Annotated in this window: 12 protein-coding genes; 9 read left to right on the top strand and 3 right to left on the bottom strand. The window is 37.5% G+C overall.

Annotated elements, in window-relative coordinates; all coding sequences use genetic code 11:
- Nucleotides 1-5: 5 nt before the first annotated feature.
- The 3 genes from CLU83_RS02070 to CLU83_RS02060 form a co-directional block, all read right to left on the bottom strand.
- Nucleotides 6-6722, bottom strand: a complete 6717-nt coding sequence (locus tag CLU83_RS02070; RefSeq protein WP_100430084.1) for a PKD domain-containing protein — start codon at nt 6720-6722, stop codon at nt 6-8.
- 456 nt (nt 6723-7178) lie between these two features.
- Complete coding sequence (locus CLU83_RS02065; RefSeq protein ID WP_100430083.1) at nt 7179-8759, bottom strand: NADP-dependent glyceraldehyde-3-phosphate dehydrogenase; 1581 nt, start codon at nt 8757-8759, stop codon at nt 7179-7181.
- A gap of 66 nt (nt 8760-8825) precedes the next feature.
- The gene (locus tag CLU83_RS02060; RefSeq protein ID WP_100430082.1) at nt 8826-9131 is read right to left on the bottom strand and encodes a rhodanese-like domain-containing protein; all 306 of its coding nucleotides are present in this window, start codon (nt 9129-9131) and stop codon (nt 8826-8828) included.
- Nucleotides 9132-9338: 207 nt separating this feature from the next.
- Between CLU83_RS02060 and CLU83_RS02055 the strand changes: the two genes are divergently transcribed.
- The 9 genes from CLU83_RS02055 (at nt 9339) to CLU83_RS02015 (ending at nt 16659) form a co-directional block, all read left to right on the top strand.
- Nucleotides 9339-9965, top strand: a complete 627-nt coding sequence (locus CLU83_RS02055; protein WP_100430081.1) for a Crp/Fnr family transcriptional regulator — start codon at nt 9339-9341, stop codon at nt 9963-9965.
- Between the two features lie 97 nt (nt 9966-10062).
- Entirely contained in the window at nt 10063-10848 is a 786-nt protein-coding gene (locus tag CLU83_RS02050) for a sulfite exporter TauE/SafE family protein (protein WP_100430080.1), read from the top strand.
- 68 nt (nt 10849-10916) lie between these two features.
- Nucleotides 10917-12326, top strand: a complete 1410-nt coding sequence (locus CLU83_RS02045) for a rhodanese-like domain-containing protein (RefSeq protein WP_100430079.1) — start codon at nt 10917-10919, stop codon at nt 12324-12326.
- Nucleotides 12327-12407: 81 nt separating this feature from the next.
- Nucleotides 12408-13001, top strand: a complete 594-nt coding sequence (locus CLU83_RS02040; RefSeq protein WP_100430078.1) for a methyltransferase domain-containing protein — start codon at nt 12408-12410, stop codon at nt 12999-13001.
- On the top strand, nt 12998-13201 hold the full coding sequence (locus CLU83_RS02035; protein ID WP_100430077.1) for a hypothetical protein: 204 nt from the start codon (nt 12998-13000) through the stop codon (nt 13199-13201). The genes CLU83_RS02040 and CLU83_RS02035 overlap by 4 nt, the downstream gene beginning before the upstream one ends.
- Nucleotides 13198-13494 carry a thioredoxin gene (gene trxA, locus CLU83_RS02030; RefSeq protein ID WP_100430076.1) on the top strand — a complete coding sequence of 99 codons (297 nt, stop codon included), beginning with the start codon at nt 13198-13200 and terminating at the stop codon, nt 13492-13494. Before CLU83_RS02035 ends, trxA begins: the two co-directional genes overlap by 4 nt.
- Before the next feature lie 187 nt (nt 13495-13681).
- Entirely contained in the window at nt 13682-13996 is a 315-nt protein-coding gene (locus CLU83_RS02025; protein ID WP_232726932.1) for a cupin domain-containing protein, read from the top strand.
- 100 nt (nt 13997-14096) lie between these two features.
- Nucleotides 14097-14276, top strand: coding sequence for a hypothetical protein (locus CLU83_RS02020; RefSeq protein ID WP_100430075.1), 180 nt, complete (start codon nt 14097-14099; stop codon nt 14274-14276).
- A gap of 139 nt (nt 14277-14415) precedes the next feature.
- Nucleotides 14416-16659, top strand: coding sequence for a HEAT repeat domain-containing protein (locus CLU83_RS02015; protein WP_198512232.1), 2244 nt, complete (start codon nt 14416-14418; stop codon nt 16657-16659).
- Nucleotides 16660-16666 lie beyond the last annotated feature (7 nt).

The following is a 16666-nucleotide window of genomic DNA, read 5'->3' as shown; positions in this document are numbered from 1 at the left end:
TTCATTTATTTAATTAAAGTAAAAGATCCTTCTTGTTTAATTTCGGTTCCATAAAAAGTAATGGCCACGATTCTATAGAAGTAATTGCCATTTTCTGAAAACCTATCTTTCACATAGCCATTCCATCCTCGTATAGTTTCCCCCTCCTCTGAATAAATGAGTACTCCCCAAGTGTTGTAAACTTCGAATTTAATTGACTTCATACCCAAAAATTGAGGAGTAAAAAAATCATTTATCCCATCCCCGTTGGGCGTAAATCCCGTAGGAGAAATTAATTCATAGCCTTTTTCGATATTCAATGTTTGGGAATATGTATAAACACAGCCCAATGAATATGCCACCGACTGCAAAACTGTAAACTGTCCCGGTGTTAAATAGGAATGGGTTGGATTTATTTCGTTTGAAACACTGCCATCTCCAAAATCCCATGCTATACTAATAAAATCACCATTGGAAGTATTCTTAAATTGTATAGGATCCACCACAGAATAAAAACCATAAGTACTATAAGCATACGAGCTCGTCGTAAAATCAGGATAACCCAATTCTGGAATTTTAACCTCAAAAGTATAATGAGCTTGACAGCCTAAACCATCTATAGCGGTTAGGGTAACCACACCATTTTGACTGGTGTTCATAATTTCATTATTAGCTCCACTTACTACACCGCTAGACCAAGTTAATTGATATGGCGGTAATCCGCCAGAAACTTTGGCTACAAAAGTCTGCGCAACAAGATGGGTATCACAATTATAATTCGTTTTGGTATCAACAGCAATTACAATTGGTGGCTGTCTATAAATCACATATTCGGATTGTTTTTTGCATCCTCTGGCATCGGTAACAGTGACCAGATAATTTCCCGCAGGAATATTGGCTAAATCCTCGGTTGTTACCCCATTTGACCACACATAAGCAAAAGGCGGAGTTCCTCCAGAAACCAAAAGATTTATAGCGCCGCTATTGGCATTGGTACAATCAAAAGCATTCGTCAAATTTGCAGTAAGCGCTAAAGGCTGAGGCTCTATAATCACAAAAGAAGCAGTAATACTGCACGGTTGCCCATCCGATATTGTAACCGAATAAGTACCTGCTGCCAAATTAAACCTACTGCTCCCAGCCGTGGGATTATCGTCCCAAAGCACTTTTACAGGAGACACACCGCCATTTATATTCAAAACTATGCTTCCGTCGTGAATTCCAAAACACGAAATATTGCTCACAACAGGATTAATATTGAATGGAGGCGGAGCTGGAACGCTAATCATTTTTTCTTTTGCGCAAAGCAATGCATCAGTGACAGTGAAGGTATAATTACCAGGAGCTAGATTATCCCGTATAGAGCCACTGCCAAAATCGCTCCAAACGTATTGATATGGAGGAACGCCTCCCCTAACAGCAACACTAATTGAACCATTATTATTACCCGCACAACTGATAGCCGATACCGTTGGCGTGATGATAATTTCGTTATTTTGGACAATGCTGACTTGCAACAACACCTGACAACCTAATTGATCTGTTACAACAAGATTATAAGTCCCAGCGAAAAGCCCTGTCAAATTCTGGCTGGTGCTTGTAAAACCATTTGGTCCAGTCCAAGCGTAGGAATAATTTGCAACTGGAATCGGTGTCCCTCCTGTTGCCGATACTACAATTTCACCAGTGGCATCACCGTAACATTTTACATTGACTTGACTCACTAGACTCACTAACATTACTGGAGGCTGCGTAATAGTAAACGAAGCTATTTTTGGATTATTTACAGGAGTACATCCATTACTGTCCACTACTGAAACCACATAATTTCCAGCTGTTAAACCTGTTAAATCCTCAGTAGTTACAGAATAAGAAACTCCATCTTTTTCCCAGACATAAACATAAGGTGCAGTTCCTCCAGTAATGCTAATATCAATAGCGCCGTCACCATATCCAAAACAAGTAACATCCTTTTCTTTGACTGTACTGATGAGCATATCTTCAGGTTCTGTAACCGTGTAATCTTTATCAAAATTTTTACAGCCACTATTGTCTTTTATATTCAAATGATAAACTCCAGGAGCCAATGATGAAATTGCTGCAGCCGAAGACGAAAAAGCGTTTGGTCCAGTCCATGAGAGAATATAAGGTGTGGCTCCGCCAAAGGGAATCCCTCCAGTTATATTAGTCACAATAGAACCATTATGAGCATTAAAGCATTTGCTGTTCATAATAACTTCATTGGCATACATCGATGGCTTAACAGTTACAACAACAGTGAAATTCGCCCCAACACATGATGCTCCAGAAACTGGTGTAACGGTATAGGTCGCCGTAGCTGCATTTACAGAAGTATTGACCAGAGTTTGGCTGATATTAGGCTGAGGAGTTACTTGTGCGCTTCCGCCTGTTATAGTTCCTGCAGGACTTATCACGGGATTTGACCAGGTATAAAGTGTCCCCAGAGGTACGGTATCACCCGCTATAATTGGATTATTTGGCTCTGCCAAAAAAACAACACCATCACAGGTACTCACTGTTTTAGAAGCAATTACTGGCACTGGATTTACTGCAACTGTACACACATTCGAAATTAAATCTCCACAACCTCCTAAGAACGAAATAATACAATAGTAATAATTTGTTCTAATGACTCCAACAGGAGGAGTATAAGTCGAATTGTTTGCCCCAGTAATTGGAGTGCCTCCGCTATTTGTATTGGTTATATTCGAATACCATTGGTAAGCAGGCGAACCTGTAAATCGTACCCCATCATGAGAAGTTACAAATAAATCGGGTGTGCTTTGTCCCAAACAAATGGCACTCGATAGTGGATGAGCATCAATTTTTGGCAGAGGATAAGTTGTCACTTGCGCTGTATTGCTAGTCACGCCGCAACCAACTCCCGATTGTGTTATTTCACAATAAAAGTATCTAGTTATAGGACTGAACTCAGCTGGCGATTCGTTTGGAGGAATAAACGTATCCGAAGCTGCTCCTTCTATAAGTATTCCTCCTGCGTTTGAATTAACCGCATTTGAATACCATTGGTACAAATAAGAACCAGCACCGCCACTAACGACAACTTTCAAAGGCAATGCATCTTTACATATTATCTGGCTTGCTATGGGCTGTGCAGTTATTGTTGGATCTGGAACTGCAATAATTTCAGCTACGGTACCCGTTACAAGAGTACAGCCATTTCCGCTGTATTGAATGGTAACATAATAATAAAATGATCCCACTGTTGTAAATAGAGGAGACGTGTAACTTTCACTATTTGCATTTAGAATTGCCGTTCCTCCACTATTAGAATTGGCTGTATTTGAAAACCATTGATAGGTTGGCGTTCCTGCCCCATTTCCTGGTACGACAATTAATGTTGCTGTTCCGCCTATGCAAAGGGTTTGGCTTGGTGTGGGCTGTGTTGTAATTGTTGTTTGCTGACTAACGTTAAGTGTTGCAAAATTGGACGAAATTGTGTTACATCCACCCGAAAGAAAAGAAATTTGACAGTAGTAATATTTTACGGCAGTCGTAACATCGGTTGGAGTATAACTCGAAGCATTTGCTCCTGATATTGCTGTTCCTCCTGTATTTGAGGCAGTCATATTTGAAAACCATTGATATTGCGGCGTGCCGAAAGAACCTGTATAACTAACATTCAAAGGCGAAAATACACCTCCGAAACAAATATTTTCAGAGGCAGGATTAGCAGTAATCACCGCTTGAGGATAGACTTTCACTTGTGTAAAAGGAGTTATAATATTACAGCCTCGATTATTCGATTGCGTAACTTCAACAGAATAGGCAGAAATCCCTATCTGATCTGTTGGTGGCGTAAAACTAGCTGAATTTGCTCCATTAACAGGTGACGAACTATTATTCAAATACCATTGATAATTATACTCAAAAGTACCTGTCGTGCCTCCGTTGATATCCAATCCGCCACTAACCGTAACGCTCCAAGGAAATGCATTAGAAATTGGTGCAATGCTTTGACATGCATCCTGATCTGGAAGCGGTATCACTGAAGTAAATACAGGGTCGGATACTGTTACAATTGCTGCTGTATTGCTTATTAATGTTCCGCATCCATTTCCTGCAATTGTGATTACGACATAATTATAATAAGTCCCTGGTACAGCTTGGGCAGATGCGTATAAACTATCTGTAGTTGCATTCGCAATAGGAGTTCCTCCACTATTTGAATTGGTCGAATTAGTGTACCATTGATAAGTTGCAGTACCCGAGCCATCAATATAATGTACCTTCAATGGTGTTGGAGTTATCCCGCCTATACACAAATTCTGCGTCGAAAGAGGCTGCACATCTATTGCAGGCAAAACGACCACCTCAACTTTTCCCGCTCTCGAAGTTATACTCGTACATGCTCCTGCTGTGAAAGTTACAATACAATAATAGTAGTTTATCCCCAATGTATTTGGTGGCGTAAAAGTTGAGCTGTTTGCCCCAGAAATTGCTATTCCGGTAGTAGTATTATCTGCAGTATTCGAATACCATTGATAAGCAGTCGGAGTTACATTAACAGCAACGGCTAATGGATTCGTTACACCTCCTTGACACAAACTATTATCTGCAGGCTGTGTCGTAAAATAAGGCAAGGGATCTACTTTGATCACATAATTTGTAACGGGTCCAGGGCATCCAAAAGATAATGGAGTAATGACATAAGTAACACTGCCTGAATTTGCATTAGCGGTTGAAATTGTCTGAGCCGGAATATCCCCTGTTCCTGAAGCTATAAAACCAGTAACTCCAGCAGTTGCAGTTGCAGTCCAGGAATAAATATCAGGCGGCGTTCGAACATAATCTGAAGTTAGCACTACTGGTGTAGAAGTTGAACCCGAGCAGATCGTCTGTTCAAGAACGGAATTGGCAACATGTGGTACTGGCTTAATTGTAAATTTATAAGTTATTGCTGTCGTGCTTCCGCAATCATTGGTTACCATTAAATCGATACTGTATTCCACCGGAATTGTAGTGCTTGGCGGATAAACTATAGGCCCTGGATTAAGGCTTGAAGAACTGGCGGGGCTTCCTCCGGGAAAATTCCAAGAATAAGCCAGAGTACTAGAATCTGGTCTGCAGTTTTGAACTATTGCCGTAGGTAAAGCTGGCGATGCTGCATTATATCCTCCACATTTGGATGCTGGCCCATTTATGGTAACAATAGGCGGCTGTTTGACTTCTATAACTTGCGATGTTGAAAAAGTCCCACAGGAAGCATTGGCTGCATTTAATTTTAAAGTATAAGTTCCAGGATTCAAAAATTTAAAAGATGGATTTTTGGAAGATGAATTGGTTCCGTTGGTAAAACTCCAATTAGAACCCGTACCGCAATTCGAAGCTAAATAAGTCACTGACCAATTATACGTTGGAGGATTACACGATTTGCTCTCATCCGTTGTATCATTGACGATTATATCTCCATTACCTGGTGCTGTAGTGCAAACGGAATTAGTATTTAATGAAAATGTGGGAACCAATGGGCTTTCGATACAGATGGTATTAGTTATTTCACTAGTGCCACATGTATTTCCTATTTTCAAAGTGATGGTATAAGTCCCTGGAACGGTAAATTGTAAATCCAATAACTTTGTCCCTGAAATCCATAAATCAGTATCTATTGTACCTCGATCATTCCCCAGAGACCCTGCAATTATTCTATAATTAGCAGTTGAAACTGTCCAAATAAATTTTGAATTTGTATTGCATCCCTGTGAACTTGCCAATGAACCCCCAAAAGAAGTATTGGTAAAACGAACCGTCTTATCAATACAGCCTATTGGTACTAGACTTGGAGAAATAGCTGGGTCAGAAATCGAAAAATTGGGTGTTGGAGCTGTTGATACATAAAGAGGCGCTAATAAATTGGAAGCTACACCACATGGATTGGAACCTTCAACTGAGGCATAGAATGCATCCGAATAGGTAACATTACCAACTTGACTGTTTGTCCCGCAGGAAGTATTTGCAAAAGTATGCGTTACATCTATAAAATCGACACCAGCTGCTGGTTGTGAATAAGTCTGCACACTTGGAGGAACCACATCATTAAAAGATACTTTGTAGATTGTAGATGCAGAATTACCTGCTATTCCAAAAATTCTAAAAGCAAGATCGTTATTTTTACAAATGGCATTCCCTGATGGATTACTTAATTGAAGAGTTGGTCCCGTCCCAACAAAAACAGTATAATTTTTTGATCTTGATTCGCCATTTGTGCCCACTACCGTAAATACCAAAGTATAAGATCCTCTCTGATAAGTATGAGATTCTATAGCATTCCACGGAGCTGCAATAGTAAAATCAGGACTCCCATCACCCCAGTGAATTGTATAGCTCGCATTTGTTGCTGCGGTTGTTGAATTTTGTATAAAATTAAAAATTGCCGATGCAGGATTCAGGCAATTTCTAAAAACAGGAATACCTTCATAAGTAGTACCTGAACCAGTTCCGTCGAGAGAGGCGTCAGGTGGGTCTGCTAAAGCTATTTTGACATTTTTTGAAACCAAAGACTTAACCGTATCATTTTCTTTCTGAGTTGAAATTCCATTTTTTATAGTATCGCCAATAATTCCGCTGCCGTTTAACAATTCAAAACTAAACTTATTCCACTCTTTGTCAAGAGCCAAAAAAGAACCATAGCTTTTTGCCTGAATAGTCATAAACAGAAAAAGAAAGAAGAAAACAAAATAGTTTTTAAGCCATAGGTTCATAATCTAGATACTAAAAATTAATATTAATTGTAATTATTCTGTACGTAGATGCTAAACAGCTATCCAAAAAATTATAGGGGGTAGATACTCCGATTAAAATGGGGGAATGCTTCTAATCGTTACTTAGGGAGAAAGATCATTTATAATAGATTCCTTGATCTTCCAAACAAAAGTGCCGAACAATCATTATTAATCCAATGCTATTTATTTGAAACTAATTAATGCGACGGCTACTACAAATATAAAACAATTTAATACAAAAACTTAAAGTAACACACTCAAAATCAATTAATATCCATAATAACCAAAATGCGGACAATCAAAAAAACGCAACCAGAATAGAGTAAGGAAGATTATTAAGAGCTTGACAACAATCTCCATTAATTTTATTTTTTCGACAAAAAAAACCGCCTTATTCCTGAAAATAAGACGGCTTTTTAAAAGTATAAAAAACGATTACAAGATATAATCGGTATTGATGAAATTCGATTCTTTGCTATTTAACAATTCCTGCAATATTTCATTGTTATAAGCATTGTCTTTTGAAGCAACGAAAGTTCTAATTGAGAAAGAACGCAGCGCATCATGTATACTCAATGTCCCGAAAGCAGAATCTTTCCTTCCTGTAAAAGGGAAAACGTCTGGTCCTCTCTGACAAGAACTGTTTAGGTTTACCCTGCACACTAAATTTACCAAAGTATCAATAAGCGGCGCAATGGTTTTGATATTTTTACCAAACAAACTTACCTGCTGTCCATAATTTGATTCGGCCATATCGTTCAATGGCTCTTGAATATCTTTGAAAGTCAAAACGGGCACAACTGGACCAAATTGCTCTTCATGATATACACGCATGTCTTTATTAATTGGAAACAAAATGGCTGGGAATATATAATTATCAGAATGCTCTCCTCCTTTTGCATTTATCACTTTAGCACCTTTACTGATCGCATCATCAATTAATTCCTGAATATATGCTGGTTTTTCGGTCTCTGGAAGCGGGGTTAAAGAAACTCCTTTTTCCCAAGGATTTCCAAAAACTAGAGCATCAACTTTCTCTGCAAAACGCTTATTGAATTCAGCTGCTATATTTTCGTGAACGTATATAATTTTTAATGCAGTACATCTTTGCCCGTTAAAAGATAAAGTTCCTGCAATACATTCTTGAATCGCCAAATCTAAATCGGCATCTGGCAGAATAATCGCTGGATTTTTAGCCTCCAATCCTAATACTAAACGCAGTCTGTTTTTGTTTGGATGCTGATCCTGCAAAGCGATAGCCGATTTACTGTTTCCGATCAAAGCCAAAATATCTACTTTTCCCGATTTCATTATTGGCGAAGCAATTTCTCTTCCTCTGCCATAAACAATGCTGATTACTCCTTTTGGAAAACTGCTTTTAAAAGCTTCTAATAAAGGTGATATCAATAAAACACCGTGTTTTGCCGGTTTGAAGATTACAGGATTCCCCATAATCAAAGCTGGAATAAGCAATGTAAAGGTTTCGTTCAAAGGATAATTATAAGGACCTAAACACAATACAACTCCGATTGGCCCTCTGCGCACCATAGCATTTATCCCTTGAACTTTTGAGAAATAGGCTGAACGGCTATTCAATTCTTTATAACTTTCAATAGTATCTTGAATGTATTCTACTGTACGGTCAAATTCTTTTTCGGAATCGCCCAATGTTTTTCCAATTTCCCACATTAAAAGTTTAACCACTTCGGTACGGGTTTCTTTCATTTGTGCAACAAACTTTTCCATGCATTTGATACGGTCAACCACTTTCATCGTTGGCCATAATCCTTGTCCGTTGTCAAAAGCCGCTCTGGCAGATTCTGCTACCTCCAGCGCTTCTGCTTCTCCCATAAACGGAATAGATCCTAATAAAGTTGGCTCATACTTTTCAGTTGAAGAGATCGTTGAATATACAGGTGTCGTTTTTCCAGTCCATTTTTTTAATTCGCCATTTACCAAATAAGTATCTTGATTAAGCAGAGAAGTAATTTGAAATTCTTGAGGTATTGTATTCATTCTTTGGTTATTTTGGTTATTTCCTAATAAATTTTAAAAAAGAGGCGCCGGCCTCTTTATGTGATGTTAAACGATATCACCTTCCCATTCTATAATGCCGCCGAGTAAGTTATAGGCATTATCTATACCTAGCTCGTTCATAATCTCACATGCTTTAGCGCTTCTCATTCCTGAGCGGCAGTACACATAATAATTTTTACTTTTATCTAATGCAGCAATAGCGTCTACAAACTCCTGACCTTTATGAATATCAATATTAATAGAACCTTCTATTATGCCTTGATCGCACTCGTCTTCGGTTCTTACATCTAACAGGACTGCATTTTCATCGGCTTCCATTTGAGAAACCCATTCTTCTTGTGTCAAATTCATAATATATATTTTTTCGTAAAAATACGAGATTTTCCTCAAACAATACACCTCTTTTTTGTGAATTATACAATAAATTAAAGAAAACGTTTTCGTGATACCAAAAATATTTCTACAGGATATGATACTGAATTTCAATTATAAATTAAGTTTCTATTTTTAGTATTTTTACGCTGTTGCATTTCCAACTAATTTCTAAATAAAAACAAAATGCCAGAGCTGTTAAAAAAAACATTCCCATCCTTTTCAAACGAATTGATTCAAGACATCAAAGCAAGTGAAATCATCAAAACCTTTAATGCTGGAGAAGTGATTATACGCACTGGACAATACATAAAAAATACTATCCTTTTAGTTAAAGGAGCAATTAAGATCTATCGTGAAGACAGTGATGGAGGGGAATTTTTCATGTATTACATACAGCCGGGACAAGCATGCGCCTTATCTATGGTTTGTGCAATCAAGAATGAAAAAAGCCAAATCATGGCAAAAGCAGTTGAAGATTCTGAAATCATTATGCTCCCATTGACTATGATGGACAAATGGATGATGCAGCACCGAAGCTGGTACGAATTTGTTATAGGCTCCTACCGTAATCGCTTTGAAGAAGTGCTGGAAGTAATTGACAGCATTGCATTTAGAGCAATGGATGAACGTCTGGAATTTTATCTAAAACGCCAAGTTGAAGCCTGTGGATGCAAAGAACTAAAACTTTCCCATCAGGAAATTGGATCTGATTTGAATACTTCCAGAGAAGTTATTTCAAGACTGCTCAAAAAAATGGAGCAAAGAGGCTTGGTCGTTTTGCACCGCAGCCAAATCGAGATTTTGATGTAGATTAAAAAAAACAAATTCCAAAAACTTTTTTAAAGTGACAAAAGTTACCAAACATCTGCAATAGTCTTTGCACCTTTGCCGGAAATAAAAGCAAAACATGGAATACTTTGGTTATTTGGCATCAGTCATAATAGGGCTTTCTTTAGGGTTAATCGGTGGTGGCGGTTCTATTTTGACCATTCCCATATTGGTCTATTTATTTAAGATTGACCCCAAATTGGCGACCAGCTATTCCTTATTCATCGTAGGAATTACAGCTTTATCTGGATGTTTCAGCCATTATAGAATGGGAAACCTCAGAATCAAATCGGCATTATATTTTGCTGTTCCTTCAGTATTTTCGATATTGGTTATTCGGGAAGTAATCATTTTGAAGATTCCAAATTTACTTTTTACCATAAATAATTTTCAAGTTACCAAGGGTTTTCTAATCATGATCATTTTTGCAATCCTGATGATAACGGCTTCTTTTTCGATGATTGCCAAAGCCAAAACTCAAATACAAACTGCAAATACAAATTATTGGCAATTAGCCCTAATAGGAGCAATAGTGGGAATCATAACTGGTTTTCTGGGCGCTGGCGGTGGTTTTTTAATCATTCCTGCCCTTTTGTTTTTTGCTAATTTACCCATGAAACAGGCAGTAGGCACTTCATTATTGATTATATTTATAAATTCAGCTATTGGATTTTTAGGTGATTTATACATTAATACATCTATCAATTACTTTTTTTTAGCAAGCATTTCCAGCATGGCTTTCATCGGAATGATTATTGGTACACGATTATCAAAAAAAATAGACGGAAACAAACTCAAGCCTATTTTTGGCTGGTTCATTTTGGTAATGGGAATTTATATCATTGTCAAGGAAATGTTTTTTTAATAATGTAATTTTTATCACAGACAATATCATAAAACACGAGTAACTTTGTAACTCATAAAATTAAAATCATGCATATAGAACAAATATATACAGGATGTTTAGCGCAAGGTGCCTATTATATCACTTCCAATGGCGAAGCGGCTATAATTGACCCGTTAAGAGAAACACAGCCTTATTTGGAAAGAATTGCCCGCGATGGCGTGAAGCTGAAATATATTTTTGAAACCCATTTTCATGCCGATTTTGTTTCAGGGCATCTTGATTTAAGCAAAGAAACTGGCGCTCCAATCGTTTATGGACCAACAGCAAAACCCGAATTCGAAGCTATCGTTACAACCGATAATCAATTATTCGAAATAGGTAAGATCAAAATAAAAGTCCTGCATACTCCTGGACATACGATGGAAAGTTCTACTTATTTACTGATTGACGAAAACGGAAAAGATCATGCTGTTTTCTCCGGAGATACTTTGTTTATTGGCGATGTAGGAAGACCTGATCTCGCTCAAAAGGCAGCTTCAATGACTCAGGAACAGTTGGCTGGATTACTATTTCATTCTCTAAGAGACAAAGTTATGACCTTGGCAGATGACGTTATTGTATATCCTGCTCACGGCGCTGGCAGTGCTTGCGGCAAAAATATGAGCAAAGAAACGGTTTCGACTATTGGGAATCAAAAAGCTAACAATTACGCTTTGAGAGCCAACATGACCGAAGCCGAATTCATAACCGAAGTGACCGATGGATTGCTTCCTCCCCCAGCCTATTTTGGGATGAATGTCGCGATGAATAAAAAAGGATATGACAGCTTTCAGGAAGTTTTGGAACATGGTATGAACGCTTTATCGGTGGCCAAATTTGAGTCAGTTGCAGACGAAACTGGAGCATTGATTTTAGATACCCGAAAAAACGGTGATTTTGCCAAAGGCTTTATTCCGCAGTCCATAAACATAGGTATTGATGGCGATTTTGCCCCTTGGGTAGGCGCTTTGATTGCCAATGTTAAACAGCCCATTTTGCTAATTACCGAACTGGGACGGGAAGAAGAAACCGTAACCCGCTTGAGCCGTGTAGGTTTTGATAATTTGGTCGGCCATTTAGAAGGAGGTTTTGAAGCTTGGAAAAAATCAGGAAAAGACATTGACTCCATAAACCGAATCACCGCTGCCGAGTTTCAAAAACAAGTAAAAATTGGCGAAAGCAAAATTATTGATATTCGCAAAGAAACAGAATACAGTGCCGAGCATGTGGCCGAAGCCTATTGCAAACCACTAGCCAACATCAACGATTGGATTAAAGATATCAATCCAAACGAACCCTTTTTCATGCATTGTGCGGGTGGTTATCGCAGCATGATTGCAGGGTCTATTTTGCAAGCGCGGGGTTTTCGAAATTTCAGCGAGATCGAAGGCGGATTCAATGCCATTGCAAAAACCGATGTTCCCAGAACCGATTTTATATGCCAAAGTAAACTGTAATAGCAAAAATCAATTTCAATGGCAATTTCAAAAAATAAAAAGAATAATTAGGGCGAGAACACCCAAGACCATCAAACAAAAATGGAAAACAGCAATCAAACTTTTTGGGACAATCAATATCAAAACAATACAACAGGTTGGGATCTCGGGACAATTTCTCCTCCAATTAAAAGTTATATTGATATTTTAAAAGATAAAAACATTCGAATCTTAATTCCTGGATGCGGAAACTCATACGAAGCCGAATATCTTTTAGAACAAGGATTTACAAATATTACTGTTATCGATATCGCTCCTACCTTGGTCGAAAACCTGAAAATAAAATTCAAAAACAATCACAATATCAATATTCTGTTAGGAGACTTTTTTGAACATCAGGGAGAATATGATTTAATAATAGAACAAACTTTCTTTTGTGCTTTGCCTACCGAAATGCGTAAAAAATACGTTTCAAAAATGCATCAGCTGTTAGCCGAAGAAGGAAAAATCGCTGGACTATTATTCAACCGAACTTTCGAAAATGTCCCACCGTTTGGCGGAAGCCAAGAAGAATATGAAATGCTTTTTAAGAACAATTTCGATTTTCTAAAAATGGAAGTTTGCCTAAACTCCGTGGCACCAAGAGCCGGATCCGAATTATGGATAGAATTTCAAAAAAATAAACCAAAAAAATGAAAGAATTACTGTTAAGCAACTGGCACGTCATGCGGATTTTCCGTTTAGCTTTTGCCGTATTTTTATTCGTGCAGGCCTACAATACACACGAATGGTTTTTTATTATCTTTGGGATGTTTTTCTTTATTCAAGCACTATTTAATTCAGGATGCGGACCAAAAGGCTGTGCCGTTCCCAAAAACAAACACCATAAAAAATGAGTACTTTCAACGACATAATCCAGTCTGAAAAACCAGTTCTGGTCGATTTTTTTGCCACATGGTGCGGCCCTTGCCAAACATTAGCACCTATTTTAAAACAAGTAAAAGACGAATTGGGCGATCGGATTTCAATCATCAAAATTGATGTGGACAAAAACCAGCAAATCGCTTCACAATATCAGGTTCGTGGAGTCCCTACTATGATTCTTTTCCAAAACGGAAAGCAGTTATGGAGACAATCTGGCGTTCTAAGCAGCTCTGAGCTAATTAAAGTAATAAATCAGAAGTATTGAATATAGCATCAACTATAAAGATATGATACCACTTAAGAAATAAATATTAACTCCATGAGAGTAACTCAGTTTATTAAAATTCTAATCATAGTTTTGGCAGCACAGCAATCAATCATTGCTCAAGAGACAAAAAAAGTGGCAGATTTAAAAGAAAAAAAATATACCGTCGAAAACTGTGTTAATCATTTTGAATTGGACAAAGCCAAAAAAACAAACGTCGGATATCAATACTGGTTTTATTGATAAAGATTTTGCTAATGGTAATACAATTAAAATGAGTATTGTTAACCCCCATCAGTCTACCCATCCCCCACACAAACATGTTCAAGAAGAATTCTTTTTTATTTTAGAAGGAACAGCCACTTTTTATTTAAATGGAAAAACTATAACTGCAGGAGCTTACACCAGTTTTTATTGTCCCTCCAATATAGAACATGGAATTAGCAATGCTGGGGACACAGAATTGAAATATTTAGTAATGCAAAAATACCCCAAAGAATAGATTATCAGTTGATTTCATTACGTTATAAAAAAGTTAATTAATGATTCTGATTCAAAAAAAATAATACTTTTGAACCACTTTAAAATCAAAAATCAAAAAAATGAAAAACCTAATCACCATTTTAGCAGTAGCTCTTTTTTCAGCAGGTATGAATGTAAGCGCTCAAGAAACTAAGCCAAAAGAAACTCCTAAAAAAGAATGTTCTGCCAAAGAAAAAAAAGCATGCGACAAATCTAAAAAGTCTTGCTGTTCTGCTAAAACAACTACAAAGAAAGCGTAATGTAATTAATTTATAATGCCCCGAAAGAGTGTTTTGTATATTCAAAGCACTCTTTTTTTTACAAAACTATTACAATTACAGGCAAAAAATCCCTTTGCTTCTATTTGATAATTCCATATTTTTGAGAAACCTTTCTTTTATGCTCAAAAAGTCATCAATTGTTATAACAGTTCTTCTCATTCTCTATGTAATTTTTAGAGTTTTCATTGTTGACAGCTGCAGTTCAAAAGATACTGAATATACCGAGGCTCTCTCTGCCAACAATGCATACACAGGTGACAAATCCTGTGTAAAATGCCATACTGCCGAACATCATCAATGGAAACAGTCCGACCATTATATGTCAATGCTTCCTGCCAATGATTCGACTGTAAAAGGAGATTTCAATAATGTAATTTTCATCGCTGATGGTATTACGAGCAGATTCTTTAAAAAAGGCTCTAAATTTTTCATCAATACCGAAGGATCCGATGGTAAAAATCATGATTTTGAAGTAAAATATATCTTTGGCTACAAACCTTTGCAACAATATCTGATCCATTTTCCGGGGGGAAGAATGCAGGTTCCCCGATTAAGTTGGGATGTCAATAAAAAAAAATGGTTCAATCAGTATGCGGGTCAAAAAATACCTTCTCACGACTGGCTGCATTGGACAGGCAATGCCCAAAACTGGAACACGATGTGTGCCACTTGTCATTCGACTAACCTCCATAAAAATTACGACACCAAAACTGATACCTACAAAACCAGCTACAGCGTTATTAATGTAAGCTGCGAAAGTTGTCACGGCGCTGGTCAAAAGCATTTGAATTACGTAAACGGTTCTGATTACAAATCTGGAAATAAAATAACCAGCAGTTTTATAAAACTGGGCAAAAATTCGGGACAATTGGAACAAATCAATACTTGTGCACCTTGTCATGCACGCGTTTCCGAAATCAGCCCAAAGCATATCGAGAGCCAAGAAATAATGGATAATTACATTCCGCAGATTCCCGATACCGAGTTTTTCCAAGCCGACGGACAGGTAAAGGATGAAGATTATATTTATACTTCTTTTTTGCAAAGTAAAATGTACAGCAAAGGGGTTAAATGCAGTAATTGTCACAATCCGCACAGTATCAAACTGAAACACATCAGCAATCAAACGTGTGTGCAATGCCATATTCCAAAAAAATACGACACACCAAAACATACTTTTCATATAACCGGATCCAAAGGCTCTCTTTGTGTAAACTGTCACATGCCCGGAAAATTATACATGGGCAATGATTTGCGACATGACCATAGTTTTAGAGTTCCCCGTCCCGATCTTTCGGTCAAATACGGCACACCGAATGCCTGCAGTAACTGTCACAAAGACAAATCTGAAAAAGCCTTGGCCGATGCGGTAATTAAATGGTATGGTCCTACCCGAAAGTACCATTTTGCAGATGATTTAATTCCCGGAAGCAAACTGGACAATAACAGCGAACCTCATCTGATACAATTAATCAATACTCCAACAACTCCAAATATCATTAAGGCCACTGCGGTTTTCTATTTGGGCAGTTTCAATACCAAAACCAGCCTAAATACGCTCCTGTCCTGTTTAAGCCATAAAGATGCACAGATCCGCTATAGAGCTTTACGCAGTTTATCCAGTTTTCCGCCCAGCAATTGGATTGAAAAAACAGGAGATTTACTGTCCGATAAAGCAAGAGCTGTTCGTATCGCTGCAGCTGACCTTTTTATAACAATTCCTAAAGAACAAATTCCAAGCCAATATGCAAATGCTTTTGAAAGCGCCAATCAGGAGTTAATTAGCTTTCTTAAATATCAAACCGATTTTTCGACAGGAAATATAATGCTGGCCGATTATTATCTTAGAATACAGGATTATGTAAATGCGGAGTCTTTCTATCTAAAAGGTCTCAAAAAAGACAGCCTAATGAATTATGCCCTGCTCAATTTATCTTCGCTCTATAATGCCGTTGGCAAAAATGATGCTTCAATGCATGTATTGCAAAAAGCTTTAAAAAATGACCCAAACAACGAACGCATTTATTATAATTTAGCCTTGCTTTATAATGAAATGAATGATACTGTAGCTGCCGAAGCTTCTTTTGCCAAAGCAATAGCTTTAAAATCACAAAATCCAAGAGTTTATTACAATTATGGCTTGATGCTGAACAGCAGGAAAAAATTCAAAGAAGCCGAAGCTGTTTTACAGAAAGGAATTGCCATAAATTCTGACACACCTGATTTATACTATGCGCTCACTTTTGTGCATATCCAAGCAGATAATAAGACAAAAGCACAGCAAACAGCTTCCCGTTTGAAACAAATGGATCCGAATAATCCAAATTATCAGGAATTGTTTAAAAGTTTAGGTGTGCAATAACGGTAAA

It is taken from the genome of Flavobacterium sp. 1 (assembly GCF_002797935.1).
Lineage (GTDB): Bacteria > Bacteroidota > Bacteroidia > Flavobacteriales > Flavobacteriaceae > Flavobacterium.
Note: the sequence above shows the minus strand (reverse complement) of the source record. Positions and strands in the feature narration are given on the sequence as shown.

Coding starts and splice junctions, on each gene's coding strand:
- CLU83_RS02070 (WP_100430084.1), bottom strand. CDS start 6,722: ATGAACCTATGGCTTAAAAACTATTTTGTTTTCTTCTTTCTTTTTCTG.
- CLU83_RS02065 (WP_100430083.1), bottom strand. CDS start 8,759: ATGAATACAATACCTCAAGAATTTCAAATTACTTCTCTGCTTAATCAA.
- CLU83_RS02060 (WP_100430082.1), bottom strand. CDS start 9,131: ATGAATTTGACACAAGAAGAATGGGTTTCTCAAATGGAAGCCGATGAA.
- CLU83_RS02055 (WP_100430081.1), top strand. CDS start 9,339: ATGCCAGAGCTGTTAAAAAAAACATTCCCATCCTTTTCAAACGAATTG.
- CLU83_RS02050 (WP_100430080.1), top strand. CDS start 10,063: ATGGAATACTTTGGTTATTTGGCATCAGTCATAATAGGGCTTTCTTTA.
- CLU83_RS02045 (WP_100430079.1), top strand. CDS start 10,917: ATGCATATAGAACAAATATATACAGGATGTTTAGCGCAAGGTGCCTAT.
- CLU83_RS02040 (WP_100430078.1), top strand. CDS start 12,408: ATGGAAAACAGCAATCAAACTTTTTGGGACAATCAATATCAAAACAAT.
- CLU83_RS02035 (WP_100430077.1), top strand. CDS start 12,998: ATGAAAGAATTACTGTTAAGCAACTGGCACGTCATGCGGATTTTCCGT.
- trxA (WP_100430076.1), top strand. CDS start 13,198: ATGAGTACTTTCAACGACATAATCCAGTCTGAAAAACCAGTTCTGGTC.
- CLU83_RS02020 (WP_100430075.1), top strand. CDS start 14,097: ATGAAAAACCTAATCACCATTTTAGCAGTAGCTCTTTTTTCAGCAGGT.
- CLU83_RS02015 (WP_198512232.1), top strand. CDS start 14,416: ATGCTCAAAAAGTCATCAATTGTTATAACAGTTCTTCTCATTCTCTAT.